Raw genomic sequence first — 24,399 nt, forward strand, 5'->3', positions numbered from 1 at the left:
TATCTTTCAGATAACTTTTGGGATGTAATCACTTTTGCTTTTTTCTAACTTTTTTAGTGGTATTTTTTTTACCACTATTACTTTTAGTTTTTTTAGCTGCTGGCTTTTTAGAGCTTGTTTTATCCCGATTTTTTTCAGATGCAGTTGTTTCTGGCTTAGCAGTTTGTTGCAAAGCGCCATCGTATAAATAAATTTGCGTGGCTTTTATAGCGACTTTTTTCATTAATCGTTGATAATCGCGACGGCTGCCATCATGAATAAAGGTAATCACTTGACCAGCTTTGCCCATCCGCCCGGTTCGACCACTGCGGTGTAAATAACTTTCTTCTGTAAGAGGCACATCCACATTAACCACATAAGGTAAATCATCAATATCTAAACCCCGTGCCGCAATATCAGTGGCTAACAACAGACTCAGTTCGCCTGCTTTAAACTTATTAATTGCGCCTTTACGCAGTAACTTGTTTTGATCGGAAGCCAAGCTGCTGACAGGCAATTGATGATAAACTAATTTTTCTTCAGCGTTGCCTAATTCACTAATTTCATTAAAGAAGACCAAGCCTTGAAATGCTGGAATATTGGCTAAACGGCGCAGTTCATCTACCCGTTTTCGCGGGGGCACAACTATATAGTAGTGTTGAATACCCGCGTGGGAAGTATCTTCAGCAGTTACATCAATCACGGAAATAGCTGGCCGTAAATTTTGTGCTTCTGCTAAAACTTGCTGGCCAGTCGCTGAAAAGAACGCCAGCTGCGTTTCACGACTAACTGCCTTCACTACTTGTTTCGTTAAAGGATCGGCAAAAAGTTGATCGGCTTCATCAAAAACCACGGTTTTAATTTGATGGCTCTTAATTTTTTTCTGTTTAATTAACTCAACCACTCGACCAGAAGTTCCTACTAAAATTTCTGGTTTGGTTTTCAATTTTTCGATTTGACGTTTAACATTGGCGCCACCAATCACTGATTGCGTGATTAACCCTAAATCAGCTCCCCAAGTCTTGACGACTTCGAAAACTTGCATCCCTAACTCCTGTGAAGAAGTTAAAATTAAGAGTTGCATGCCGGCACCTTTAACGACTTTTTCTAACAAAGGCAACGTATAAGCCAATGTTTTACCTGAACCAGTTGGCGAAATCCCTAAAACATCTTCGCCACTTTTTAAAGGCTGATAACTTTGTTTTTGAATTGGCGAAAAGGTGGTAAAACCTTGCTCTTGCCAACGAACTTGCCATTTTTCTGGCATCTGCATCTCTTTATCTGTCATAATTGGATTCCTTATTCATTTTATAGTATTAATTTTTATCCGCATCAAAGCTGATTTCTGCGTTACTTCTTAAAATATAGAGAGTTTCGTTGACGTTGCGGGCTAATTCCACCCATTCTTCATATTTTTGACCCCAAACTTGATCTTCTGGGTTTAAAATCACTTGCGCAAAATTACGGGCTTCTTCAATCATCGGATTTTCTTCGGCTTGAACCGCAATAATTTCTTCTTGATTGGTTAAGCGGTCATAGTAGCTGGCTTCTTCGATAGCGTTGACGCCATTTAGTCTCAACGTGCCGTTTTCAAAGTAAATTTCCGATGGTAAAAAAGCATCGCCAATTTTCCCCGTTTGTAAAGCTATATCGAAATCTTGATAACGTAAAACGCCAAAACCTAAACCATCTACGCCCGTCGCGATTTTTTGAGCAAAATAATAACCGTTTTGCGGTTTACCAAACCAGCCTAAAGCTGCGTAAACTAAATATACCCCTAAATCCATGATTGCACCACCAGAAAAATGGGGTGAAAAAATATTCGGTTCTTCGCCAGCAAGCACTTGGTCATAGCGCGAAGAATATTTCATATAAGAAAAATTGCCACCAATCACTTGGCCTTTATCGCAAATCACTTCAGCAATTTTTTGATAGCTAGCTTCATGAATATTGCGAGCTGCTTCAAAAAAGAAAACATTTTCTTGGTTAGCCAATTGAATGATTTCTTCCATTTCAGCAATCGTTGAAAAGGCTGGCTTTTCGACAATCACATTTTTCTTAGCTAAAATCGCTGCTTTAGCTTGTTGAAAATGTAAACTATTAGGAGAAGCAATATAAATTGTATCTATCGGTAAAGCAAAAAAATCTTCAAAAGTAGTTGCCGTTTTTGCTGTGCCATATTTTTCAGCAAAAGTTGTCGCTGTCGCCAATTTTCTTGAATAAACGCCAGCTAATTGATAATCTCCTGTAGCAATCGCTGCTTCTACGAATTGATGACTAATCCAATTTGTTCCAATCACACCTAATTGAATCATTTTTTTATCCTTCTTTCTCTTCTGTATATTATGCTATTTTTAATTAAACTTCTTGATTAGGGTCAATAAAATCGGCTTGCAAATTAAAGTCAACTTGGCCGATTAGTTCAACTGTCTCCGCGGTTACTTGGCAATTATAAGCCAGCACCGTTAAACCTTCTGCCTGTCCTAGCTCAATCGCTTGCACTAAAGCTGGCTGCATTTTTTTATGAATAGTCGCTTCTTTAATTTCTGCAAATTGCACTACAAAAATCACGTAGCTGCGATAGCCAACGGTTAGCGCCTGACGTAATTCATTAACATGCTTTAAACCGCGCAAAGTCGGGGCGTCTGGAAAAGCACCAATTTGTTGATTTTCCAAAGTCATACCTTTCACTTCAATGAAAGCCTGCTCCCCTTGATCTGTTTTTATATAGAAATCAAATTTTGACTGTTGAAATGTTTGTTCGGGTTTAATTTCAGTTAGTTTGCCCGTTAAGCCAGATAAGTTTATTATACCAGTTTTCAAGCCATTATGTACTAATTGATTCGGTAGCTGGCTGTCAATATTAATCCAAAAATCAGCTTTTTTAGCCGCAACTAAATCATAGGCGGTTTTTCGTTTAGGTGAAGGTTGATAGTTTAAAGCAACTAACGTGCCAGGAATTAATATTTCTTTGCAACGACCGGTATTTTTTACATGAACGGTGACAATTTCTTGCGTTGTTTGTAAGCGACAAGTGGCAATAAACCGATTTTCTCTTTTTAAAAAATTTGCCAAAACAATTGATGAATATTTCATAGCCAGCTCCTTCATTTTTGAATACTATTTAATCAGTATTTCTAAAAATTTCTCTATAATATTCAGATTAGCAAACTTCCTGTCAAATTACCAAGAAAAAAGATTGCGCTTCAACAAAAAATATTACTAATACTGCGAATTTTTTACGTTTTTATTAAAGTCGTTGAAGAAACTATTTCTTCTAAAAAATTCGTGTTAAGCTTAGAACAGTTAAACAAATGAAAATAAATTAGGTGAGTAAAATGAAAAAGAAATGGCCATGGGTTTTAGGGGCTTCGATTTTTACCGGCCTTGTTGGTTCAGCCGCCCTACATAAAACTAAAACTAAAAAATCCGAACAGCTAAATAAGCACTATAGTGGTGAATGGCGCTTTTATCATGCCAATAAAAAAACACCTCATTCCTTAAAGGTAGAAAATGATTTGACAATCACTTTAGATAATCGTTCCATTAATGCTAATATCATTGAATTAAATGATGAACGACTAGTTTTTCAAGATGGCAATGGTTATCATTTGATTTTACAAATTACGAATAATCAAAAGGCTACTCTTTATGATGAAGCTGATGATTGCACCCACTCTTTAGATGCAATTTAGTTAGTGATTTTCATTCCCACAACTTGTGGGATTTTTTATTTGTGATAAATTTTGGTGAAAGTAATCGTTTTCCAGTAAGATAATTGAAAAAATCAAGGTTTTCCTTATTTTTAAAATAGTCAAAGTTGTTTTTTTTTGTTAGAATTATCTTACTGGTTTTGCCAACGTAATGAATTTAGCTTTAGGAATAAGTTTTCTTTCATAAACTGATAATAAATGGCCGCTGCCTAACTACATTGTCTAGTTATTCAAAGGAAAAAAGCCAACTTTCTATATCAATTTCCTGTTGCTTTGTAAGAAAGGATGAAGCCATATGACACCAAATCGCGAAGATTATTTGAAACTAATTTTAGAATTAGGTGGCGATACCAAAAAAGTTAGTAACAAGCAAATTGTTTCTGGCTTAAATATTTCCGCTGCTTCTGTAAGTGAAATGATTACCAAGCTAGTGAAAGAGCAGCTGGTAGAGCATTCCCCTTATCAAGGCGCACAATTAACAGAGCAAGGCTTACAAAAAGCCAGCAACCTGATTCGTAAGCATCGCTTATGGGAAGTTTTTTTAGTACAACATTTAAATTATCCTTGGAACACGGTTCATGATGATGCCGAAGTTCTAGAGCACGTCACTTCTGAAGAATTAGCGGATCGCTTGGAAGATTATTTAAATCATCCCCAAAGCTGTCCCCACGGCGGCATGATTCCTAGTAATCAACAAATCGTTAGCGAAAGAGAACGAGCAAATTTAACTGACTACCCTGTCGGTACAAAAGTCCGCATCGCTCGCGTAATTGACGAACGGGAATTATTAGATTATTTAGTTTCAATTAATCTAAATATCACCGAAGAATTCGTCATTGAAGAAATCGCCGCTTACGAAGGCCCGATTACCATTACCAATTCAGAGAAAAAAATAGCCGTTAGTTATAAAGCGGCTAGTACAATTTTCGTAGATAAGCTTTAAACTTGTAACAAAAATTTTATGAGAACAAGGAGTTATCTAACTAGTATGAAAAAAGAAAATGTTGTTTTATTTACTATTTTTGGTGCAACGGGAGATTTGGCCAAAAGAAAATTATACCCTTCACTATTTCGCTTATTTCGTAAAGGCTTGTTAAATGAGCATTTTGCGGTTATCGGTACCGCTCGTCGTGAATGGAGTAACGAACATTATCGGGAAATTATTCGTGAAACCATTCAAGATTTAGACCCAGTAACTGAAGAAGCCTCAAGCTTTATCAGCCATTTTTATTATCAAGCCCATAATGTGACAGATACAGAGCATTATGATGCGCTGAAGAATTTAGCTGATACCTTAGATGAAAAATATCAGCTGCAAGGAAATCGCCTGTATTACTTAGCGATGGCGCCACAATTTTTTGGCACGATTGTTGCTCATTTAGAAAGTCAAAAAATCAAAACCGATAATGGCTTCAACCGCCTAATTATCGAAAAACCTTTTGGCTTTGACTATCCTTCTGCCCATCAGTTAAATAAAGAAATTCGTGCGGTCTTCCCTGAAGAAGATATTTTCCGCATCGATCATTATTTAGGTAAAGAAATGATTCAAAATATTTCTGCGATTCGTTTTGCTAATAATATTTTTGAATCACAATGGAACAATCGCTATATTGATAATATTCAAATCACTTTTGCGGAAGCTTTAGGGGTAGAAGATCGTGGGGGTTATTACGATCAAAGTGGCGCACTAAAAGATATGGTGCAAAATCATATTTTACAAGTCTTGGCTTTATTAGCTATGGAACCCCCTGTGGCTTTTTCTGATCGTGAAATTCGTCATGAAAAAGTTAAAGCTTTAAACGCTGTCAGAATTTACAGCGAAGAAGCCGCTTTGCAAAATTTTGTTCGTGGTCAATATGCAGCTGGTTCTTTAGATTGTAATGATTACACTGATTATCGCAGCGAACCCAACGTCCCTGTTGATTCCACTACCGAAACTTTTGTAGCGGGTAAATTATATATTGATAATTTCCGTTGGTCAGGTGTCCCCTTTTATTTCCGAACAGGTAAACGCCTAACCGAAAAAGGCACCCGCATCAATATTGTCTTTAAACAAGTTCCAATTAACGTTTTTCGCCCTGAGGTTGAGGAACACAGCTTGCAAGAAGATTTACCACCAAATGTCCTAACCATCTATATTCAACCTACTGAGGGCTTCTCAATGACCTTAAACGGCAAAGAAGTGGGTCAAGGTTTTAATACCTTACCAGTCAAATTGGATTATCGTAACAGTGCTGAAACTGTCAGCAACAGTCCTGAAGCTTACGAAAAACTTATGCTAGATGCTTTACTAGGTGATAGCACCAATTTCACTCATTGGGATGAGCTAAAACAATCATGGAAAATCGTTGATGTGGTTCGCGCCGCTTGGGATAAACAAACGCCTGATTTCCCTAATTATCCTGCCGGCACCATGGGGCCACAAGCAGCTTTTGATTTATTAGAAAAAGACGGCTTCCAATGGATTTGGCAACCAGATATTTGGTATCGCGAACGCAATAAATTATAAAATCAAAAAATCCAGCTAAACAAAATTTTCTTTTGCTTAGCTGGATTTTTCTTATTCAATTATCTTTTATTCAAATCCTTCAGCTACTGCTTCTGGATATGCTGTTTCAACAATTTCAGCACAGTGATCACATAAAGTTGCTAAATGATCATGACCACCGACATGTTTTTTCACTTGACGACAACGATCACAAACTTCACCTTCAGCTTTTTCAATTAAAATCGCCACATCATCAAATTTGACAGCTGCTTCAGGCACTGCTGCACCAACTTCAGCTACAGTGAAGAAATCTGGTGAAACGATTAGCAATTGAGCTAAATCAGTATTGACAGCCATGAATAAAGCACTAACTTGTTCGTTAGGATAAATCGTTACTTTTGCTTCTAAAGACTTACCAATTAATTTTTCATTACGGGCTTCTTCTAAAGCTTTCAAGACTTTATCTCTAAAGCCCATGAATTCATTCCAAATATCTAACAATTCGGCTTGGTTAGCAAATTCTTGATGCTCTGGGAACTCAGCCAGTTGCACCCACTCACCCTCTTCTTTTAAGTGAGACCAAATTTCTTCAGCGGTATGCGGAATAATTGGTGTTAATAATTTCGTTAACGCCACAGCTGCATCATAAAAGACAGTTTGCATGCAACGACGTTGATAATCATTAGCTGCTTCAATATAAACAACATCTTTAGCAAAATCTAAGTAGAATGAAGACATATCACCGGTTAAGAAATTAACAACCGTTTTATAAATCGTTGAGAAGTTATATTTATCATAACCTTCATGACGGATTTCTTTAATCACTTGATTTAAGCGCACCATCATAAATTTATCAACAGAACGCAATTCCTCGTAAGCTACCCGATCAGTTTTTGGATCAAAATCACTAGTATTAGCTAATAAGAAACGCATTGTATTACGGATTTTACGGTAGATTTCAGAAACTTGGTTTAAAATTTCCATTGATACCCGCACATCTGATTCATAATCCACACTACTTACCCATAAACGTAAAATATCAGCACCCATTTGTTGCGTCACTTTACCAGGGACAATTGTGTTTCCTAGCGATTTACTCATTTTACGGCCTTCACCATCAAGCACGAAACCTTGAGAAAGTACCGCTTTATAAGGGGCAATTTCATTAATCGCGACACTTGTAGTGATACTTGAATTAAACCACCCACGATATTGGTCAGAACCTTCTAAATACATATCAGCTGGGAAACTTAACTCAGGTCTTTGTTGTAAAACTGCTTCATGAGATGAACCTGAATCAAACCAAACATCCATAATATCTGTTTCTTTGCGGAAAACACCATTTGGTGAACCTGGATGAGTGAACCCTGCTGGTAATAAATCTTGCGCTTCTCTTTCAAACCAAACATTAGAGCCAAATTCGCTAAATAATTCAGCTACATGTTCAATTGTTTCAGGCGTGATAATAGCTTCATCACTTTCAGCATAGAAAATTGGTAGTGGTACGCCCCAAGCCCGCTGACGAGAGATTACCCAATCGCCACGATCACGAACCATGTTGTAAAGACGCGTTTTACCCCAAGGAATAATCCAATCAACTTTTTCAACTTCATCTAAAATATTTTGACGGAATTTATCAATCGAAGCAAACCATTGTGGTGTTGCTCGGAAAATAACTGGTTTTTTACTCCGCCAATCATGTGGATAACTATGAACAAAGAAATCTAATTTTAGCAAAGCATTCTTTTCAGTTAATAACTCAGTAACCATCGGATTGGCTTTATCATAAAAGACACCTTCAAAACCAGGCGCTTCCGCAGTAAAGACACCACGATCATCAACTGGTGATAACACTTCTAAATTATATTTACGACCAACAATGTAGTCATCTTCCCCGTGACCAGGTGCCGTATGAACTAAACCAGTACCAGCATCTAGCGTTACGTGATCTCCTAAAATTACTAGTGATTCCCGATCATAGAAAGGATGCTGTGCTGTCATATACTCTAAATCAGTACCTTTTAGCTCTTGTAAGACTTCAACATTTTCCCAACCAATCGCTTCTTTAACAGTTGCTAATAAATCTTTAGCAATTACTAATTTACGACCGTCAGCATTTACCACGATATAAGTATAATCAGGATTAGCAGAAATACCTTGGTTAGCTGGTAAAGTCCATGGTGTTGTTGTCCAAATTACAAAAGAAGTATCCGTATCTAAAAGACCTTTGCCATCTTTTACTTGAAAAGCGACATAAATTGAAGCAGATTTAACATCTTTATATTCAATTTCCGCTTCTGCTAATGAAGATTCGCTTGATGGTGACCAATAGATAGGTTTTAATCCTTTATAAATATAGCCTTTTTCAGCCATTTTACCAAATACGCGAATTTGGGCTGCTTCATAGCTAGGCTCTAAAGTCACGTAAGGATGTTCCCAATTGCCAGCAACTCCTAAACGTTTGAAATCTTCCCGTTGAGTATCGACTTGTGTTAATGCATAATCAAAACATTTTTGACGGTATTCCGCCATCGTCATTTCTTTACGCTTAATGCCTTTATTGGTTAAAACTTGTTCGATTGGCAAACCGTGAGTATCCCAACCAGGAACATACGGCGAGCGATAACCTGACATTGATTTAGAGCGAATGATAATGTCTTTACTAATTTTGTTTAAAGCATGCCCAATATGGATATTCCCGTTAGCATAAGGCGGTCCATCATGTAAAATAAAACTTGGTTTGCCTTCATTTAATGCTTGACGTTTTTCATAAACTTGCGCTTCTTCCCACTCTTTTTGCCATTCTACTTCGCGAGTTGGCAAATTCCCTCTCATTGGAAAATCAGTTTTTCCCAATTGCAATGTTTCTTTCATTTTCATTATCTTTTATCCATCCCTTCTAAAAAACAGAGTTAATTCATTTTATAAAAACAAAAAAAGCATTCAGCCCAACAGGGACGAATGCTTCGTGATACCACCCAAAATTCGAAATCAAATCAATTGATTTCCTCTTGTAACCAATAACGAGGTCAAACGGTAAAACTTACTGTGATTTCAGTTTTACATAGTATAGAGGATCTTTCTCATTCAAGGGACCTACCAAACTTTCACTATCATTGGCTCGCTAAAGGTATTCAATCAGCTTTTCTGTTCTATACAACTATTTTAAAATTATTCATCTTCTTCTTGATAAAACTCTTCACTATCTGTTTCATCTGATTCTACATCAGTAGACTCATTTTTGTCAAATTCTGATGCTAGTAATTCTTTAATAACTACATGGCTATCATTGACATAGTTAGAAAATGGCTCTAAAATTTCATCCCATTCATCAGTCTTCATTTGCTCTAGTTGTGACTCTAACATTAAGCTTAAACGTTGATGGAACACACGTGTCCGTTTCTTCAAATCATCAGTTTCAGAAGCCAAACGTTTTGCTTTACTAGTTGCATCTTCAATAATTTCGCGAGCTTTTTCTTCAGAAGCCGCAGTTAAATTATTTGCTCTCGTTTCAGCCGTTGTCACTAATTCATTGGCACGATTTTGTGCTGAAGTAACAATCACTTCAGATTCTTTACTTGCATTATCTTTCACTTTATCCGCTGTGTCTTGGGCAACGATAATTGATTGATTTAATGCATCTTTTAACTCGTTAAAGTATTCCAATTTTTCTTCAGAATGCTTTAGAGCTTTTTCCATTTCACGATTTTTTGAAATTAATTCTTCGTAATCACGAACGATTAATTCTAAGAAATCTTCCACTTCATCTGGACTATAGCCTCTTAATTTTTGTGAAAAACTTTTATTTTGAATGTCTAAAGGAGTTAATGCCATCTAATTTCACCTCTGGGAATTATTTTCTTAATACACCTATCACAAGTCGTAACTTATCTTTTTTTGTTTTACCGTTGATTTCCAACAGTTGAATTCTACCAAAACCACGAACGGAAATAATATCTAGCTCAGCTAAAATAAAATCTGTCCGCTGTACTTCTCCCCAATTCACCTTAACTTTTCCTGACTCAATTAATTGTTTTGCTCGCTGACGAGAAATATTGTAAACACTAGCGACAACTGTATCTAAACGTAAGGAACTCACTGTCGTTGTTTCTTCTTGCCATTTATCAACCGATTGTAAAAACTCGCCGTCAGCCATTTCTTCAAAACGAACACTGACATTACCAACTTTATTGACTTGATTAGCGATAAAAGAACTAATTTCTTTCGTCATAAAAACTTGCCAACGTAAACCATCTGTTACAATATCACCAAAAGCATCCCGCCGAATTCCTGCGCCTAGCAGCGTTCCTAAAATTTTACCATGCCCTAAGGTGGAAAATTTCTGTGGGTACATCACTTCATAAGAAACGATTTCAAAATCTGCTTCAGTCGCTTGATAATAATCAGGGAAAATTAAACACCGACTTCTTTCCGCTTCAGGATAGCCACCATAAAACTGAAATTTCAACTCACTCATTTGGCGAACCAAAGTTTCAACAATATAAGCTTGCCTTGGATCTAAAAAATCAGTTAGATAAGGTGCATACTGACTATCAACCTTCTCAATCCAATCACCTACAGCGTCAATAAAAGGATGCTCATCTGCACGAAAATGTTGATAAACATTTACATTCAAAGACAACCACCCTTTCTTCTATCTATTAGAAAAAAATCCAACTCAAAACCTTAATTAAGCCACTAGTAGCCATATTTAAAATAATCGTTGCTACGAAAACTGTAAAACTAACTGAACCAATATTTAGGTTCCAGCGATCAAACAAACTTAAATAAGGCTCGACTATTTTGGAAATAAACCGTCCTATCGAAGAACGATAACCACCTGGAAACCAGGATAGTAATGCATAGGCAACTAATAAGGCCGAATATATTTGTGAAGCCCTTAATATTAATCTAAATAAATCTATTAAAGCGATAGGAAGCCCTCCTTTTTGCTGCTTATCATTTAGTCAAAAAAGCTTGCATCCGCTAATGTTTGAGCAACAGTTGTGTCAATTTCAACATTTGCAGGTGTACATAAGAAAATTTCATCACCAACTCTTTGGATATCGCCATCTTCAGCGTAAACCGCGCCAGTTAGAAAATCAACAACCCGACGTGCTTGATCTTCATCAAGTAAATCAAAGTTAACCAATACAGATTCACCTGCTAAAATACGCTTAGCAATAACCATTGCTTCAGAATAGACTCTTGGCTCAATAATAGAAATTTTTCCAGTTTGGTTTGCAACCTTACTTTCTTTTTTCGTATTTTTCACCGGACGATTGCCACCATCTAAAGCAACTAATTTGCTAGAATTAGTTTGTTGTACTGGCGGATTCTTCAGCTGTCTTTGTGATGAGTTTTTCACTGCTTGCTCAATTTTTCCACTAAACCGAGGTTCTCTACTTGAATCATTGACTGCTTGCTGATAACCAACAGAAGCAGTTTGTGGTACAACTCTTGATACGGGTTTTCTCACCGTACGTTGTGTTTCTTGTACCTCCTCCATGTATTCAGTATTTTCATCATCAGTTAAGCCGAAAAATTCAGTAAGTTTTCCGTTAAAAAGTGCCATACTGGGTTCCTCCTTTATGCATCCCCAAATAATAATCTCCCAATTCGTACATATGTAGCGCCTTCCTCAATTGCAATCGAGAAATCATTGCTCATTCCCATACTTAATTCTGTGCATGGGGCATGCTCTAAGTTCATTTGATTAATAGTCTGTTGTAAGCTATGCAACTCACCAAAAACATGATGCAATTCATCTTCTGAAGCATCAAAAGGAGCCATGGTCATTAAACCAATAACCTTTATTTTTCTAAAATCCGCGAGACTTTGAATGAAGCTAATTACATTTTCTGAAGCCAAACCTTGTTTAGATTCCTCTCTAGAAATATTAACTTCTACAAAGCAACAAATTTGATGATTTGCTCGCTTTTCTATTTCTTCAGCTAAAGAAAAACTATCCAGTGCGTGAAAGTAATCAATTTCATTAATAATTGTCTTCACTTTCCTGCGCTGCAAATTTCCAATTAAATGCCACTGAATGAAATCTAAATTGCTTAAGGCTTGCTTTTTTTCTAACAGCTTATCAACACGATTTTCAGCCAAATGGACAATCCCTTGATCAACTAATTCTTTAGTTTCTGCTATTGTAACAGTTTTGGTAACACCAACGACTGTTACAGTTTTTGAATTTCGTTGGGAGAGCGCACAAGCTTCTTCAATCTGAGCATGAATCTGATTCAAATTTTCGGAAATCAAGTTGCCCACTCCCTTCAAAAAATTAGCGTTTACGACGGAAGAAAGGTGGTGTACTTAACTCGTCAGTATCATTTGATTTAGTACTTTCACGACTGAAAGTTTCTAATTCTTTTTTCTCAACATTTTCAAATTGAGGGTCTTGACGAACATTTTCTTCACGACGGATATCCCAGTTTCCAAAAGCCCCTGCATCTTCATTAGATGCTGTTGGTTGTGGTGTTGCAACTGGTTGTTGTTGCACTGGGTCCATTTCCAAAACAGGTTTTTGTGGAACAGTATGAATTTGCGTTTGACGTGTTGCTTGACGCGTTACTGGTTTCTTTTCTTTTTTAGCTGGGTCAATACCAGTAGCAATAACTGTTACACGGATTTCATCAGCCATGTCTTCATTAATAGATGTACCTAAGATGATATTTACATCACCAGAAGCTGCGTTAGCAACGATATCAGAAGCATCTTGAGCTTCAAATAAGGTCATATCTACGCCACCCGTAATATTTAATAAGACTTGTTCAGCACCATCAATTGAAGTTTCTAATAATGGAGAAGAAATCGCCATTTTCGTTGCTTCAATCACGCGATCTTCACCGCTAGCAACCCCGATACCCATTAAAGCAGTTCCTTGATTTTCCATCACAGTCTTCACATCAGCGAAGTCCAAGTTTACGTAACCTGGTGCTGTGATTAAATCAGAAATCCCTTGAACCCCTTGACGAAGTACGTTATCAGCTTCACGGAAAGCTTCTAACATCGGTGTTTTCTTATCAACAACTTCTAATAAACGATTATTAGAAATAATTAGTAAAGTATCAACATTTTCTTTAAGTTTAGCAATACCTTCAGCTGCGAAACGACCACGTTTTGGACCTTCAAAACTAAATGGACGAGTTACGACAGCTACAGTTAATGCGCCAACTTCTTTAGCAATTTTGGCAACGATTGGTGCAGCACCAGTTCCGGTACCTCCACCCATACCAGCTGTGATAAAAATCATATCAGCGCCTTGTAAAGCTTCTTGAATAACTTGTTCACTTTCTTCAGCTGCTTTTTGACCAATCTCAGGCTGAGAGCCAGCACCTAAACCACGTGTGCTTTTAGGGCCTAATTGAATGATTGTTTCTGCTTTTGAATTTTTTAAAGCTTGCACATCAGTGTTGCAAGTAATAAATTCGACACCTTTTACATTTTCTTCAATCATGCGATTTACGGCATTTCCGCCGCCGCCACCGACACCGATGACTTTAATAACCGCACCATCGTTGATGCTATTATCATATGAAAATTCCATTCTATCTGTTCCTCCTAATATGATCTACCTTGTTTGCTATTCACAAAAACATCAATTCAGCTAACCAAATAAATTTCATAATTAATTACTGAACTAACAATATAGGAAAGTACCTACGGGATTTAATCGTCAAAAATATTTGAAATAAAGCTTGAGAATCTTCCACGGATATTTCCTGATTCTTTTGGTGTTTCTGATTCTTCATAATACTCTTCATTTGCTTCAGTGTTTTCATAAGTAACTTCTTGTGGTGCTGGTTGCATTGGTTGTTGTGGCGCTACCATTGGTTCTGGCTCGCCTAAAACAGCCGTCTTAGCTAAATGATAAACATCATTTAGTTCAGCAGTGTAAGCAACAATGCTAATCACGTTAGTGAAAACAGGATTACGTAAGCCCATATGATTTGGAACATGCAATTTAACGTTTGTTTCAAAAACATCTTGAGCTAAATCAACTACACCAGGTAAACTAGCTGCGCCACCAGTTAAGATTACGCCACCAGGTAAATCTAATGCATCAATTTCAGATAAAACTGCTTTTGATTTTTTGAAAATTTGTTCCAAACGTGCTTCAATGATTTCTGAAAGATATCTTTCATCAATTTTGATTGGCTCAGATTTCCCAATTACATCTACAGGGAATTCTTCACTAGCAGAAGTTCTCGCTGGATACGCATCACCGTAGTTAATTTTTAAAGCTTCGGCATTGTTAAAAGAAGTATTCAAAACGATTGAAATATCTTTTGTAACAAATTCTCCGCCTTCTTGATCAACATGAGTGAATTTCAACTGACCATCATGCATAACTGAAGTCGTTGTTTGACCGCCACCCATATCAATAACAATCGTACCGAAATCTTTTTCACCATCAGATAAAATAGACTCAGTTAAAGCTAAAGGTGTAATTAAGATTTCGCTAATTGATAAGCCCGCTTTTTGTACACATTTACGAATATTGTGAACAATTGTTTTTGGTCCAGTGAAAACTAAACCGAACATTTCTAAACGAACACCAATCATGCCGCGAGGATCTTTAATTCCTTCAAAGCCATCAACTGTAAATTCTTGTGGCAAAATAGCGACGATTTCTCGTTCTGGCGGTGTTGAGCGTACCATTGCTGCAGCAGCAACATTGCGCACATCCTCATCAGAGATTTCTTTTGATTCATTGTTGACAGCAATCATTCCTTGACAATTTTCAACTTCTAGTTGATTAGCAGGAAGACCCACGCTGACGCTACGAATCTGAATTCCGGCTTTTTCTTCCGCTTGGCGAACTGCACGTTGAATTGCTTGTACAGTTTTGTCGATATCAACAATAATGCCTCGGTTAATTCCTTCAGATTTCGCATTTCCTACACCAATAATATTCATTTGGCTATCGATATATTCAGCGACGACAACTTTTACTGAAGTTGTGCCAATATCGAGACCTACATACATTCCCGTTTTTACCATGAATGGGGTTCCCTCCTACGTTACTTTTCCGTATACTAGCAAATTTTCATTAAATTTGTTTATATAATTTAAAATTTCATCTATCCACTGCTCTCAATTTTACCATAAATCCCTACCTTTAATAAAGCATTATCTGTTAAATATCTGGTTTTTTCACCAATTCTTAGAAATTTATTCTTCATTTTCCGTAGAACTTTCAGTCTCTTTTTCAAGTTTTTCTCTTTCAGCAGCTTCTTCTTGCTCTCTTAAGTAGGCTTCTTCTTGCTCTTTTTCGGCGATATCAGCGAGTTCTTTAGCTTCAAATGTCGAAGTAAAAATGCCGACTTCCATATCAATATAGTGCGGCCCTTCAAGTCCCGTCACTACTTCTGGATAAAAGGCCATTTGGCTATCCATGTTTTTATATTGTACTAAAACTTGATTGCCATTATTCATCATTAAAGTTAATAGCGTTGTATTACTTGCTGACGGCGTATATTTAATGGTGACAATTTGACTTTTAACTTCATCAGTTAATTTGCCATAAGCCGCAATCGTTTTTTCAATAATTTTCGTATCGGTAAAATCTTCTAAAATCGGAAAGTTTTGATCGTTGGCTTCTTTAGCATTTTCTAAAACCGTCCCATTTTCTAAAATCGGAAAATATTGACTGTCTCTAAATAATAAAGCTAACTCTTGATATTCCGTAACTTTGATTTCAAAACTAGTGATTCCAGAAAAGCCAACCGTTGCTGATTTAATTTGTGGTAAATTAACATTTTTGGCGTAAGTATCACGATCAAAAAATTGTTTCCAGATATTGTTGCCAATTTTCAATTTAGAAGCTTTTAAAATTTCTTCACTAGCCACTTGCTGATTTCCAACAATGTTCACTGTTTGCAACTTACTTAAAGAAGAAACATCATAGATAAAAAATAGTAGCGGAATCGTAAAGGCGCCAATAATTAACGTCAGTCTTCTTCGTAAAACCTTACTTCGCTGATCTTTAATATTCGGCAGACGATCGGCAAACGATTCATAACTATCGTCCTCAACAATTTCTTCTTCTGGCAGATAAACGACTTCTTCTTCCAAAAGCTCTTCATCATCTTCTGCTAAATCATCATCCTCAGATTGTTGCCGATTCTGCCAAGTTGGCTGATCTCCTCGCTCCTGCATATAGCGAAGATTCTCTTGTTCCCAAGGGGTAAGATTATCTTCATCTCGCGGAAGTGGTTCATCATTATTTTTCTCCCCTTGGAAAGCTTCCAAGTGGATATAATTATCATCATCTTTTGACAAATCTTACCCCTCCATACTTTTTTATTTTTTGATAATCTCTTTAACCAAAGTTTCTAAACGCTGGCTGGCATCAACAATGCCTTCTTTTTTCGAAGCAGTCGCCATTTGTTCGCGTTTTGTTTGATTATTCATAATTTCATCTAAGGCCGCCACCAATTTAGCACCTGTAAATTCAGCATCAGCAATCATCTCAACTGCGCCAGCTTTCACTAAGCTTTGGGCATTTTTAGTTTGATGATCATTTGTAACATAAGGACTAGGTATTAACACTGCTGGTAAACCTAAAGCGGTAAACTCAGCAATTGAAGTTGCGCCAGCTCGACCAACTAGCAAATCAATGTTCGCCATAACTTCAGTCATTTGATTAATGTAAGGTTGAATACTGATGTTATTAAAATCTCCTGGCAAATCAGCCAAAGCTTTTTGCAACGTTTCAAAATAGCGTTCTCCAGAAGCATAAAGCACTTGATATTTTCTTTGGCTAAGTTCTGGTAAAGCTTCAATGACAGCTTGATTAATTTTCAAAGCCCCTTGGCTACCACCAAAAATCAAAACTGTTGGCACACCTGCTTGTAAATTATAGTTTGTCAAAATATCCGAAGGTTGCGCATTAACAACTTCTTGTCCGCGGGGATTTCCCACTAAGACAACTTTTTCTTTTGGAAAGAACTCCGCTGCATCTGCAAAACAAATGGCAACTTTAGAAACATAACGACTTAAAAATTTATTAGTAATCCCTGGCACACTATTTTGTTCGTGAACAATTGTCGGAATTTTCATCTTAGCTGCTGCGTAAACCACTGCACCTGAAACATATCCCCCGGTACCAATTACCACATCAGGTTTAAACTCTCTTAAAATCCGTTTGGCTTGTTTAATACTTTTGAAAAATAATTGGACTGTTTTCAAATTATCTAAAGATAGTTTTCTTTTAAAGCCTTGAATTTCTAAAGATTCAAACGGAATCTTTGCTTCAGGCACAATTTTGGTTTCTAAACCGCGTTTTGCACCAATATAGAGAAATTCATTTTGACTGTCTTGGGCTTGCATATATTTGACAAAAGCCAAAGCTGGGTAAATATGTCCGCCAGTTCCGCCACCAGTTACTAAAATTTTCATTCTTCATTCGCTCACTTTTATTATTGATTATTGAATTATCTCAAATTATTGACTGCTTGGATAAATTTTTCACCGCGAACTTCAAAATTAGGATATTGATCCCAACTGGCATTTGCCGGTGATAATAAAATCGTATCTCCCGCCTGACTTTTTTCAAAAGCTAGCGGTACAGCCGTTTCGACATTTTCAGTTACATAAATATTAGCAATGCCCGCTTGCTCGCCAGCAGCTACTAATTTTTGCGCCGTTTCACCAAAAACAATCAAAGTTTTTACATTTTTTAAAGCAGGAACTAAGGCTTCAAAACCATTGCCCCGATCTAAGCCACCAGCTAATAAAACCAACGGCTCACCTTCAAATCCACCTAAAGCCATTTCCGTCGCTAAAATATTGGTTGCTTTAGAATCGTTAAAAAACTTGCGGCCAGCAACTTCACCAACAAATTGCGTACGGTGAGCTACCCCAGTAAATTTACTTAAAGTTAAACGAATCGTTTCCGCTGAAACGCCTGCTAGTTTCGCTACAGCAATAGCTGCTAAGGCATTTTCAACGTTGTGAGAACCGGGAACCCCGATTTCTTTAACTGCCATAATCTCTTCTGCCTGGAAGTAGATTTTGTCAGCTTCCACATAGGCTCCTTCTTTGACTACTGATTTAGTAGAAAAAGGAATAACTTTTGCTTTGGTTGTTTTTGCTAACTCGACTAATTCAGCTTGTTGATAGTTAATGATTAAAGTATCTTCATTAATCATGTTTTCTTGAATACGCCATTTGGCTAATTTATATTCTTCACGATTACCGTGATAATCTAAGTGAGCTTCATAAATATTAGTAATCACAGCAATTTCAGGGCGGAAAGTTTCAATTCCTAATAACTGAAAACTAGACAATTCCATCACCATTACATCGTCAGCGGTCGCTTTTTGCGCCACATCACTAGCTGGAAAACCAATATTCCCTGCTAAACGGGCTTCCCCTTTTGCTCTTTGGGCATTTAACAATAAACCAATCATCGTTGTTGTTGTTGTTTTACCATTGGTTCCGGTAATCCCAATAATTGGCGCTTCAGCGATTTCATAAGCCAATTCAACATCGGTAATAATCGGCAAGCCTAAGCTTTGCGCTTTAGCAACTAAAGGATTGCTATAAGAAATCCCTGGATTTTTGACCACTAAAGAAAACTCTTCATCTAATAACTCAATTGGATGGCTACCTGTAATTACGCGAATCCCCATTGCTAATAAATCTTGGGCTTCAGGATTTTCTTCAAAAGGCTTGCCGTCATTAACGGTGACTAGCGCACCTAATTCATGTAGCAATTTAGCGGCGCTAAAGCCACTTTTAGCTAAGCCTAAAACTAAAACTTTGCAATGTTGATATTTAGTAATTTTCTTCATTGAGGGCTGCCTCCACATTCATCCAATAATAATTTTTATAAAACAATCCATAAAGTAACTGCTGAACAAATTAATCCTACTAGCCAAAAAGTAATATCAATTCGCCACTCTGACCAACCAGACATTTCAAAATGGTGGTGCAACGGTGACATTTTAAAAATTCGTTTGCCAGTTAATTTGAAAGAAGTCACTTGCAACATCACACTAGCTGTTTCACAAACATAAATAAAGCCAATTAATAATAAGGTCCATTCTTGATGTAACAAAATCGAAATCGCCGCTAATAAACCGCCTAGCGCTAAAGAGCCAACATCACCCATGAAAATTTTTGCTGGTTTATGGTTATAAATAAAAAAGCCAACCAATCCGCCAATGACGCTTAAACAAATAATTAAAACTTCCATTTGATTTTGATGCCAAGCAATAATTGCATAAGTACCAAAAGAAATTGTTCCTAGCCCAGAAACCAAACCATCAATGCCATCGGTTAAATTCACCGCATTTGAAAAGCCTACTAACCAGACTAAAACAAAAGCCCCATAAAGATAACCTAAAGGTAATTGAATACCAAAAACATTTAAAGTGTTGGGATTACCATCAATAATATAAACTACATAAAAAATTAATCCACCCAAAATCTGACCGATTAATTTTTGACGAGAATTTAAACCTAAATTACGTTTTCTGAAAATTTTAATAAAGTCATCTAAAAAGCCTAGACTACCATATAAAGCTAAAATGAAAATCATAATGCCCATGGCTGGCGTTAATTGCTTTTGCCAAACGCCTACCCAAAGTGCTGTAATCACCGCTGCTATTAAAAAGACTGTGCCACCCATTGTCGGCGTGCCAGCTTTTGCGTTATGCCATTTAGGTCCCTCATCACGAATAGATTGACCATATTTTTTTGATTGAAAGTAGCCAATAAAAAGCGGCATAATTGCAATTGTTATTGCAAAACTGCTAACAACAGCTAACAACATTTGAGTCCACAACATTATAAAAATCTCCTTGTTCATTTTAATGTATTAATTTTTTGAAGAAAAATTAGTTTTATCTTCACGCCGTATATCATTCGACTAACAGCCATGAATAATTAGAAGCTAGTTCATAGTTTAGAAATAAATTTTCCAGAAAAAAATTTAATGTTATCTTCACTACGCATACCATTCCACTAACTTGATTCTTGGTAAGTGGAACTGGCAACTGACATCCTTGTTCATTTTAATTTATTAATTTCAAAACTTAAGGCCAGAGCATTAGGTGTTAATCATTTTCCTTAAAGGATGAATAATTAACACTAACCTAATGTCCCAGTCCTATTGCTATTTCATCTATTTTTTTAATAACCTAAAGTAAAGGATAAAGTATCAGCTTTCAAAGCTGTTTCAGCTTCAACGCTTTGACTGACACAATGTCCATCACCAATGATGCTGACTTCAATGTTTAATAAATCGCCTAATGCTTGTAATTCGTCAGCCGTCCAACCTGTCGTATCTGGCATTGTTACATCGCCACCACTATACAACAACATCCGAGTATTAGGAGCAACTTCAGAACCTGCTTTTAATGATTGACTTTGAACCATATCTCCAGAACCTAAAACAATTGGATTTAAAGTTTCTCGTCTAGCAGAGACAGCAGCTGAATTAATTTTTTCATTTTCATAATTAGTTACTTTAACTGAAGCTGTGCTTTCTTCATAGCTATATTCTTCACTATCAAGTAATTCCATTGAACGTTTCATAATTGGATTAGCAATTTGTGCAAAATACGCATTGCTCCAATTAACTGGTAGTTTAGTTGTTAAGTATAAAATATACTGAGGTTCTTCAGCAGGATACATCAACACCACTGAATTAATATAGCCATCTTTTCGATAACCAGTCCCATCTTCACTAGCAACTTCGGCAGTCCCTGTTTTCGCTGCAATATTATAGCCATCTAGTACATAGCCATCTTTATAAGCAGTTCCTAATTCAGTATTAATAACATCTTGCATATAACTCAGGGTCATATTAGCAGCTTCAGCTGAAACAGGTTGTCCCACTACTTCAGGTTCAATAACTTTGACTTCATTAGTAATAGGGTCTTCAACTTTTTTTACATAATGTGGAGCAATCATTTTTCCATCATTAGCAATAGCGGTAAACATTTGTAGCATTTGAAATTGATTAACACCAATGGCTTGTCCGTAAGCACTCATGGCTTTATCGACAATATTTTCCAATTCAACTGAACCAGCTGTTTCATCAGTAAGTCCTGAATATGTGCTTTTACCAAAACCAAACTTAGCTAAATGACGATCCCAGTTATTCGGGAATAAAGCTTCCATTCGTTCTTCTAATTTAACCATCCCAATATTACTTGAGTGAGCTAGTGCTTGACCAAAATTTAAGCTACCACCACTTTCATAACCATCATCCCAGTCATTAATTTTACTATCCATTAACTCGTAAGTTGTGGTAGGGTAATACTCACCTGAGTTAAAAACACCATCGTCTATAGCAGAAGCAACTGTCGCTACTTTAATGGTAGAACCCGGTTCAAATTTATCTTCTACAAATAGATTGCGCCAAACGAAGTCTTCTTCTTCAATCCCAACCATGGTTTCTGGATTAAAAGTTGGTCGTTGTGCCATAGCGATAATTTCGCCGGTTTTGGCTTCCATTAAAACACCAGTAAAGTTTTCAGCCGTAACTGACGACCAAACTTTATCAATTTCATCTTCCATTAAACTTTGCATGTTGCGATCGATGGTTGTATAAACATCAGCTCCAGCAATTGCTTCAGTTTGACTTTCAACCGTACCAGGTAATGCCATGCCATAGATATTTTTCTTAAATTCAGTTTCACCATCAACACCACTTAATAATTTGTCATAAGCGGCTTCAATCCCAAATTGGCCAGTTATCCCTTCATCAGGATTTTCTTTATCTAAAGAAGCATAGCCAATTAAGTGAGAGGCAAAGGTGCCGTTAGGATAAATCCGACTTGAATATTCATCAAAGTATAAACCTTTAACATTAGCTGCCGTCATAGCCTCTTCAATCTTTGCACGCTTTTCAATGCTAATATCGCGGCCTTTATTACCAAACTCAACTTGATATTTATTTTCAGCTAAACCCGTTTGCAAACGTTCCAACACTTCAGAGCGTTCCATTTCCAAATTTTCCGCCACAATTGCCGCTAACGTACTAAAATCAGTTTCTTGAGCGTAAAGTTTATCATCACCCGAAATGTACTCTTCAGACAAAATTGCTTTAAGTTTATACGTGGTTGAGTTACGAGCAATTTCATCCCCATTACGATCTAAAATCCTGCCACGTTCAGCAAGATCAATTCTCGTTCCTTTATATAAGGTATCGACTTTGTCCTGTAAAGACACATCAGCCACATGTCCACCTATAACAATATAGGATAAACGTGCGGCAAATAAAAAGAACAACCCAATACTCGTAGCAAATAAAATGATCCCTACTTTTTTGCGATTGTTCACTGGATTCAAATTTCGCTTGTTAATAAATTTCTTTATATGTCTATTTTTCATTTCAATTTCCTCAAATTATCATCACTGATGACCATACCTTTTTTATCAGCAACTTCTTTCACACGTTCTTTGCGAGATAACTCAGATTTTTCTTGTTCTAAAAGCCGAGCTGAACTGTTCTTCTCTGCAATTTCCGTTTGAATTGAAGAAATTTCATCTTCAACCTTGGTAATTGTTGTTCGTAACTGAATGGTGCCAACAGAAATACCAATGATTCCCATAAGAATTAAACTAAGAATAAATTTTTCCATTTTTGAAAGCCTCTTAAAATGTCCTGCAGGTAAGACTGGCGCCTGCGTAATATTTTGATAGGAAGTTTGTCGTACAGGTATCGAATCATTCGAAGTCTGAATCGGTGCTTCATATGGATCATATTGATATTCATCAGTTCTTTTTAACTCAGCCATATTCCTAATCCTTTCTTACGCATTTTTCCGCCACTCGCAACTTAGCACTACGAGAACGATTATTTTCTAACAATTCTTCTTCACTAGGAAGAATTGGTTTTCTTGTAATTACTTTCAAAATCGGTTGGAATTCTTCAGGGATAACCGGTAAACCTGGTGGTAAATCTTTAACAGAACTATATTCTTTAAAAATTGTTTTCACGATACGGTCTTCCAGAGAGTGAAAAGAGATGACTGAAATCCGACCTTGAGATTTAAGCAAACGAATGCTTTGTTCAAGTGCTGTTTCAACCACGCTTAACTCATCATTAACCGCAATTCTGATTGCTTGAAAAACCCGTTTAGCAGGATGCCCACCTTGACGTCTAGCAGCTGCGGGAATCCCCATTTTAATCACGTCAACCAACTCTCCAGTTGTAGCGATTGGTTTTTCCTGACGAACCCGTTCAATTTGTCGAGCAATTTGTTTAGAAAATTTCTCTTCTCCATAACGGAAAAAGATTTTAACTAAATCGTGATAACTATATGTATTTACAATTTCATAAGCAGTTAAAGGACTGCTTTGATCCATCCGCATATCAAGTGGTGCATCTTGGTGATAACTGAAACCACGACTTGCTTCATCTAATTGTGGTGAAGAAACACCTAAATCATAAAGCAAACCATCTACTGCATAAACGCCGTGATCTGCTAATTCTGCTTCAACATTAGCAAAATTACTTTTAATAAAAGTAACCATTCCTAACTCCACATATTTAGCTAAGCGCTCTTTGCCATGATCAATGGCTAATTGGTCTTGGTCAAAAGCATAGAGATGTCCCTCTGGCTCAAGCTGACTCAAAAGATATTCACTATGTCCGCCACCACCAAGGGTGCAGTCAACGTAAATGCCTTGAGGCTGAATATTTAAGTTTTCAACTGTTTCTTTCAACATCACTGTATAGTGTTGAAACTCTTGTGCCATTGCAGTTGCCTCTTTCTACTTCTCTCTAGAATCCAAAATCAATCATCGTTTCAGCAATTTCATCAAAGCTTTCTTCAGCTTCTTTAGAAAACTCTTGCCAACGCGCTTCATCCCAAATTTCAATTCGGTTAGAAACGCCAATAATAACACACGTTTTAACAATGCCTGCGTGAGTTCTTAAACTAGCAGGTAAGTTAATTCGTCCTTGTTTATCAACCTCCACCTCAGTTGCGGCAGAATAGAAAAAGCGGACAAAAGTACGTGCATCTTTTTTAGCAAGGGGCATATCATTGAGTTTTTCTTCGAGTTTTTCCCACTCAGACATAGGGTAGCCAAATAAGCAGCCATCTAAACCTCTAGTGATAACAAAGTTATCGCCAAGGGCATCACGCAGCTTAGAAGGCACAATGAGACGGCCTTTTGTATCAATATTATGTTGAAATTCACCCATAAACATCGAGAAAAACCCCATCCCTCCACTCAATAAGA

Annotated in this window: 22 protein-coding genes; 3 read left to right on the forward strand and 19 right to left on the reverse strand. The window is 36.9% G+C overall.

The genetic code is table 11. From position 1 onward, the window contains the following. Positions 1-28: 28 nt before the first annotated feature. From M2139_RS06950 to sfsA, 3 genes are read right to left on the reverse strand one after another with little or no spacing between them, the layout of a single operon-like run. Positions 29-1,267 carry a DEAD/DEAH box helicase gene (locus M2139_RS06950; protein ID WP_280738144.1) on the reverse strand — a complete coding sequence of 413 codons (1,239 nt, stop codon included), beginning with the start codon at positions 1,265-1,267 and terminating at the stop codon, positions 29-31. Positions 1,268-1,295: 28 nt separating this feature from the next. Then, positions 1,296-2,294 (reverse strand): Gfo/Idh/MocA family oxidoreductase, encoded by a 999-nt coding sequence (locus M2139_RS06955; protein ID WP_280738143.1) that lies wholly within the window; start codon positions 2,292-2,294, stop codon positions 1,296-1,298. A 43-nt stretch (positions 2,295-2,337) separates the two neighbouring features. After that, positions 2,338-3,075 carry a DNA/RNA nuclease SfsA gene (gene sfsA / locus M2139_RS06960; protein WP_280738142.1) on the reverse strand — a complete coding sequence of 246 codons (738 nt, stop codon included), beginning with the start codon at positions 3,073-3,075 and terminating at the stop codon, positions 2,338-2,340. Positions 3,076-3,317: 242 nt separating this feature from the next. Between sfsA and M2139_RS06965 the strand changes: the two genes are divergently transcribed. The 3 genes from M2139_RS06965 (at position 3,318) to zwf (ending at position 6,201) form a co-directional block, all read left to right on the forward strand. Next, a complete protein-coding gene (locus M2139_RS06965; RefSeq protein WP_280738141.1) occupies positions 3,318-3,674 on the forward strand; it encodes a DUF4828 domain-containing protein in 357 nt (118 codons plus the stop codon). A gap of 313 nt (positions 3,675-3,987) precedes the next feature. After that, positions 3,988-4,635 (forward strand): metal-dependent transcriptional regulator, encoded by a 648-nt coding sequence (locus M2139_RS06970; protein ID WP_280738140.1) that lies wholly within the window; start codon positions 3,988-3,990, stop codon positions 4,633-4,635. A gap of 45 nt (positions 4,636-4,680) precedes the next feature. Next, positions 4,681-6,201, forward strand: a complete 1,521-nt coding sequence (zwf, locus tag M2139_RS06975; RefSeq protein ID WP_280738139.1) for a glucose-6-phosphate dehydrogenase — start codon at positions 4,681-4,683, stop codon at positions 6,199-6,201. A gap of 66 nt (positions 6,202-6,267) precedes the next feature. Here the strand turns inward: zwf and ileS are convergent, their stop codons facing one another. The 16 genes from ileS to mraZ all read right to left on the reverse strand — a co-directional run bounded on the left by ileS (position 6,268) and on the right by mraZ (position 24,367). Beyond that, the gene (gene ileS / locus M2139_RS06980; RefSeq protein WP_280738138.1) at positions 6,268-9,060 is read right to left on the reverse strand and encodes an isoleucine--tRNA ligase; all 2,793 of its coding nucleotides are present in this window, start codon (positions 9,058-9,060) and stop codon (positions 6,268-6,270) included. 291 nt (positions 9,061-9,351) lie between these two features. Continuing rightward, a complete protein-coding gene (locus M2139_RS06985) occupies positions 9,352-10,014 on the reverse strand; it encodes a DivIVA domain-containing protein (protein ID WP_280738137.1) in 663 nt (220 codons plus the stop codon). Positions 10,015-10,033: 19 nt separating this feature from the next. Next, positions 10,034-10,816, reverse strand: a complete 783-nt coding sequence (locus tag M2139_RS06990; RefSeq protein WP_280738136.1) for an RNA-binding protein — start codon at positions 10,814-10,816, stop codon at positions 10,034-10,036. Between the two features lie 25 nt (positions 10,817-10,841). Further along, entirely contained in the window at positions 10,842-11,105 is a 264-nt protein-coding gene (locus tag M2139_RS06995; protein WP_348522602.1) for a YggT family protein, read from the reverse strand. A gap of 38 nt (positions 11,106-11,143) precedes the next feature. Continuing rightward, complete coding sequence (gene sepF, locus M2139_RS07000; RefSeq protein WP_280738135.1) at positions 11,144-11,755, reverse strand: cell division protein SepF; 612 nt, start codon at positions 11,753-11,755, stop codon at positions 11,144-11,146. Positions 11,756-11,769: 14 nt separating this feature from the next. Then, positions 11,770-12,447 carry a YggS family pyridoxal phosphate-dependent enzyme gene (locus M2139_RS07005; protein ID WP_280738134.1) on the reverse strand — a complete coding sequence of 226 codons (678 nt, stop codon included), beginning with the start codon at positions 12,445-12,447 and terminating at the stop codon, positions 11,770-11,772. A 22-nt stretch (positions 12,448-12,469) separates the two neighbouring features. Further along, positions 12,470-13,735: a cell division protein FtsZ gene (gene ftsZ / locus M2139_RS07010; protein ID WP_280738133.1), complete on the reverse strand. Its 1,266-nt coding sequence runs from the start codon at positions 13,733-13,735 to the stop codon at positions 12,470-12,472. A 122-nt stretch (positions 13,736-13,857) separates the two neighbouring features. After that, the gene (gene ftsA / locus M2139_RS07015) at positions 13,858-15,192 is read right to left on the reverse strand and encodes a cell division protein FtsA (RefSeq protein ID WP_280738132.1); all 1,335 of its coding nucleotides are present in this window, start codon (positions 15,190-15,192) and stop codon (positions 13,858-13,860) included. Between the two features lie 171 nt (positions 15,193-15,363). Further along, positions 15,364-16,473 (reverse strand): FtsQ-type POTRA domain-containing protein, encoded by a 1,110-nt coding sequence (locus M2139_RS07020; RefSeq protein ID WP_280738131.1) that lies wholly within the window; start codon positions 16,471-16,473, stop codon positions 15,364-15,366. A 21-nt stretch (positions 16,474-16,494) separates the two neighbouring features. Further along, the gene (gene murG / locus M2139_RS07025) at positions 16,495-17,592 is read right to left on the reverse strand and encodes an undecaprenyldiphospho-muramoylpentapeptide beta-N-acetylglucosaminyltransferase (protein ID WP_280738130.1); all 1,098 of its coding nucleotides are present in this window, start codon (positions 17,590-17,592) and stop codon (positions 16,495-16,497) included. A 35-nt stretch (positions 17,593-17,627) separates the two neighbouring features. Beyond that, a complete protein-coding gene (murD, locus tag M2139_RS07030; protein ID WP_280738129.1) occupies positions 17,628-18,989 on the reverse strand; it encodes a UDP-N-acetylmuramoyl-L-alanine--D-glutamate ligase in 1,362 nt (453 codons plus the stop codon). Positions 18,990-19,024: 35 nt separating this feature from the next. Continuing rightward, positions 19,025-19,987, reverse strand: a complete 963-nt coding sequence (mraY, locus tag M2139_RS07035) for a phospho-N-acetylmuramoyl-pentapeptide-transferase (protein WP_280738128.1) — start codon at positions 19,985-19,987, stop codon at positions 19,025-19,027. 344 nt (positions 19,988-20,331) lie between these two features. Beyond that, positions 20,332-22,539 carry a penicillin-binding protein gene (locus tag M2139_RS07040; RefSeq protein ID WP_280738127.1) on the reverse strand — a complete coding sequence of 736 codons (2,208 nt, stop codon included), beginning with the start codon at positions 22,537-22,539 and terminating at the stop codon, positions 20,332-20,334. After that, positions 22,536-22,946: a cell division protein FtsL gene (gene ftsL, locus M2139_RS07045; protein ID WP_280738126.1), complete on the reverse strand. Its 411-nt coding sequence runs from the start codon at positions 22,944-22,946 to the stop codon at positions 22,536-22,538. The genes M2139_RS07040 and ftsL overlap by 4 nt, the downstream gene beginning before the upstream one ends. Positions 22,947-22,950: 4 nt before the next feature. Then, positions 22,951-23,910 (reverse strand): 16S rRNA (cytosine(1402)-N(4))-methyltransferase RsmH, encoded by a 960-nt coding sequence (gene rsmH / locus M2139_RS07050; RefSeq protein ID WP_280738125.1) that lies wholly within the window; start codon positions 23,908-23,910, stop codon positions 22,951-22,953. Positions 23,911-23,935: 25 nt separating this feature from the next. Beyond that, on the reverse strand, positions 23,936-24,367 hold the full coding sequence (mraZ, locus tag M2139_RS07055; RefSeq protein WP_280738124.1) for a division/cell wall cluster transcriptional repressor MraZ: 432 nt from the start codon (positions 24,365-24,367) through the stop codon (positions 23,936-23,938). Positions 24,368-24,399 lie beyond the last annotated feature (32 nt).

Source organism: Enterococcus sp. PF1-24, assembly GCF_029893325.1.
In the GTDB taxonomy this organism is placed as follows: Bacteria; Bacillota; Bacilli; order Lactobacillales; family Enterococcaceae; genus HY326.

Bases quoted from the DNA above. Each gene is read 5' to 3' on its own strand.
- M2139_RS06970 (WP_280738140.1), top strand. From the start codon at position 3,988: ATGACACCAAATCGCGAAGATTATTTGAAACTAATTTTAGAATTAGGT.
- ileS (WP_280738138.1), bottom strand. From the start codon at position 9,060: ATGAAAATGAAAGAAACATTGCAATTGGGAAAAACTGATTTTCCAATG.
- mraY (WP_280738128.1), bottom strand. From the start codon at position 19,987: ATGTTGTGGACTCAAATGTTGTTAGCTGTTGTTAGCAGTTTTGCAATA.
- M2139_RS07040 (WP_280738127.1), bottom strand. From the start codon at position 22,539: ATGAAAAATAGACATATAAAGAAATTTATTAACAAGCGAAATTTGAAT.
- ftsL (WP_280738126.1), bottom strand. From the start codon at position 22,946: ATGGCTGAGTTAAAAAGAACTGATGAATATCAATATGATCCATATGAA.
- M2139_RS06950 (WP_280738144.1), bottom strand. From the start codon at position 1,267: ATGACAGATAAAGAGATGCAGATGCCAGAAAAATGGCAAGTTCGTTGG.
- M2139_RS06955 (WP_280738143.1), bottom strand. From the start codon at position 2,294: ATGATTCAATTAGGTGTGATTGGAACAAATTGGATTAGTCATCAATTC.
- mraZ (WP_280738124.1), bottom strand. From the start codon at position 24,367: ATGTTTATGGGTGAATTTCAACATAATATTGATACAAAAGGCCGTCTC.
- murG (WP_280738130.1), bottom strand. From the start codon at position 17,592: ATGAAAATTTTAGTAACTGGTGGCGGAACTGGCGGACATATTTACCCA.
- ftsZ (WP_280738133.1), bottom strand. From the start codon at position 13,735: ATGGAATTTTCATATGATAATAGCATCAACGATGGTGCGGTTATTAAA.
- M2139_RS06965 (WP_280738141.1), top strand. From the start codon at position 3,318: ATGAAAAAGAAATGGCCATGGGTTTTAGGGGCTTCGATTTTTACCGGC.
- ftsA (WP_280738132.1), bottom strand. From the start codon at position 15,192: ATGGTAAAAACGGGAATGTATGTAGGTCTCGATATTGGCACAACTTCA.
- sfsA (WP_280738142.1), bottom strand. From the start codon at position 3,075: ATGAAATATTCATCAATTGTTTTGGCAAATTTTTTAAAAAGAGAAAAT.
- rsmH (WP_280738125.1), bottom strand. From the start codon at position 23,910: ATGGCACAAGAGTTTCAACACTATACAGTGATGTTGAAAGAAACAGTT.
- zwf (WP_280738139.1), top strand. From the start codon at position 4,681: ATGAAAAAAGAAAATGTTGTTTTATTTACTATTTTTGGTGCAACGGGA.
- M2139_RS06985 (WP_280738137.1), bottom strand. From the start codon at position 10,014: ATGGCATTAACTCCTTTAGACATTCAAAATAAAAGTTTTTCACAAAAA.
- murD (WP_280738129.1), bottom strand. From the start codon at position 18,989: ATGAAGAAAATTACTAAATATCAACATTGCAAAGTTTTAGTTTTAGGC.
- sepF (WP_280738135.1), bottom strand. From the start codon at position 11,755: ATGGCACTTTTTAACGGAAAACTTACTGAATTTTTCGGCTTAACTGAT.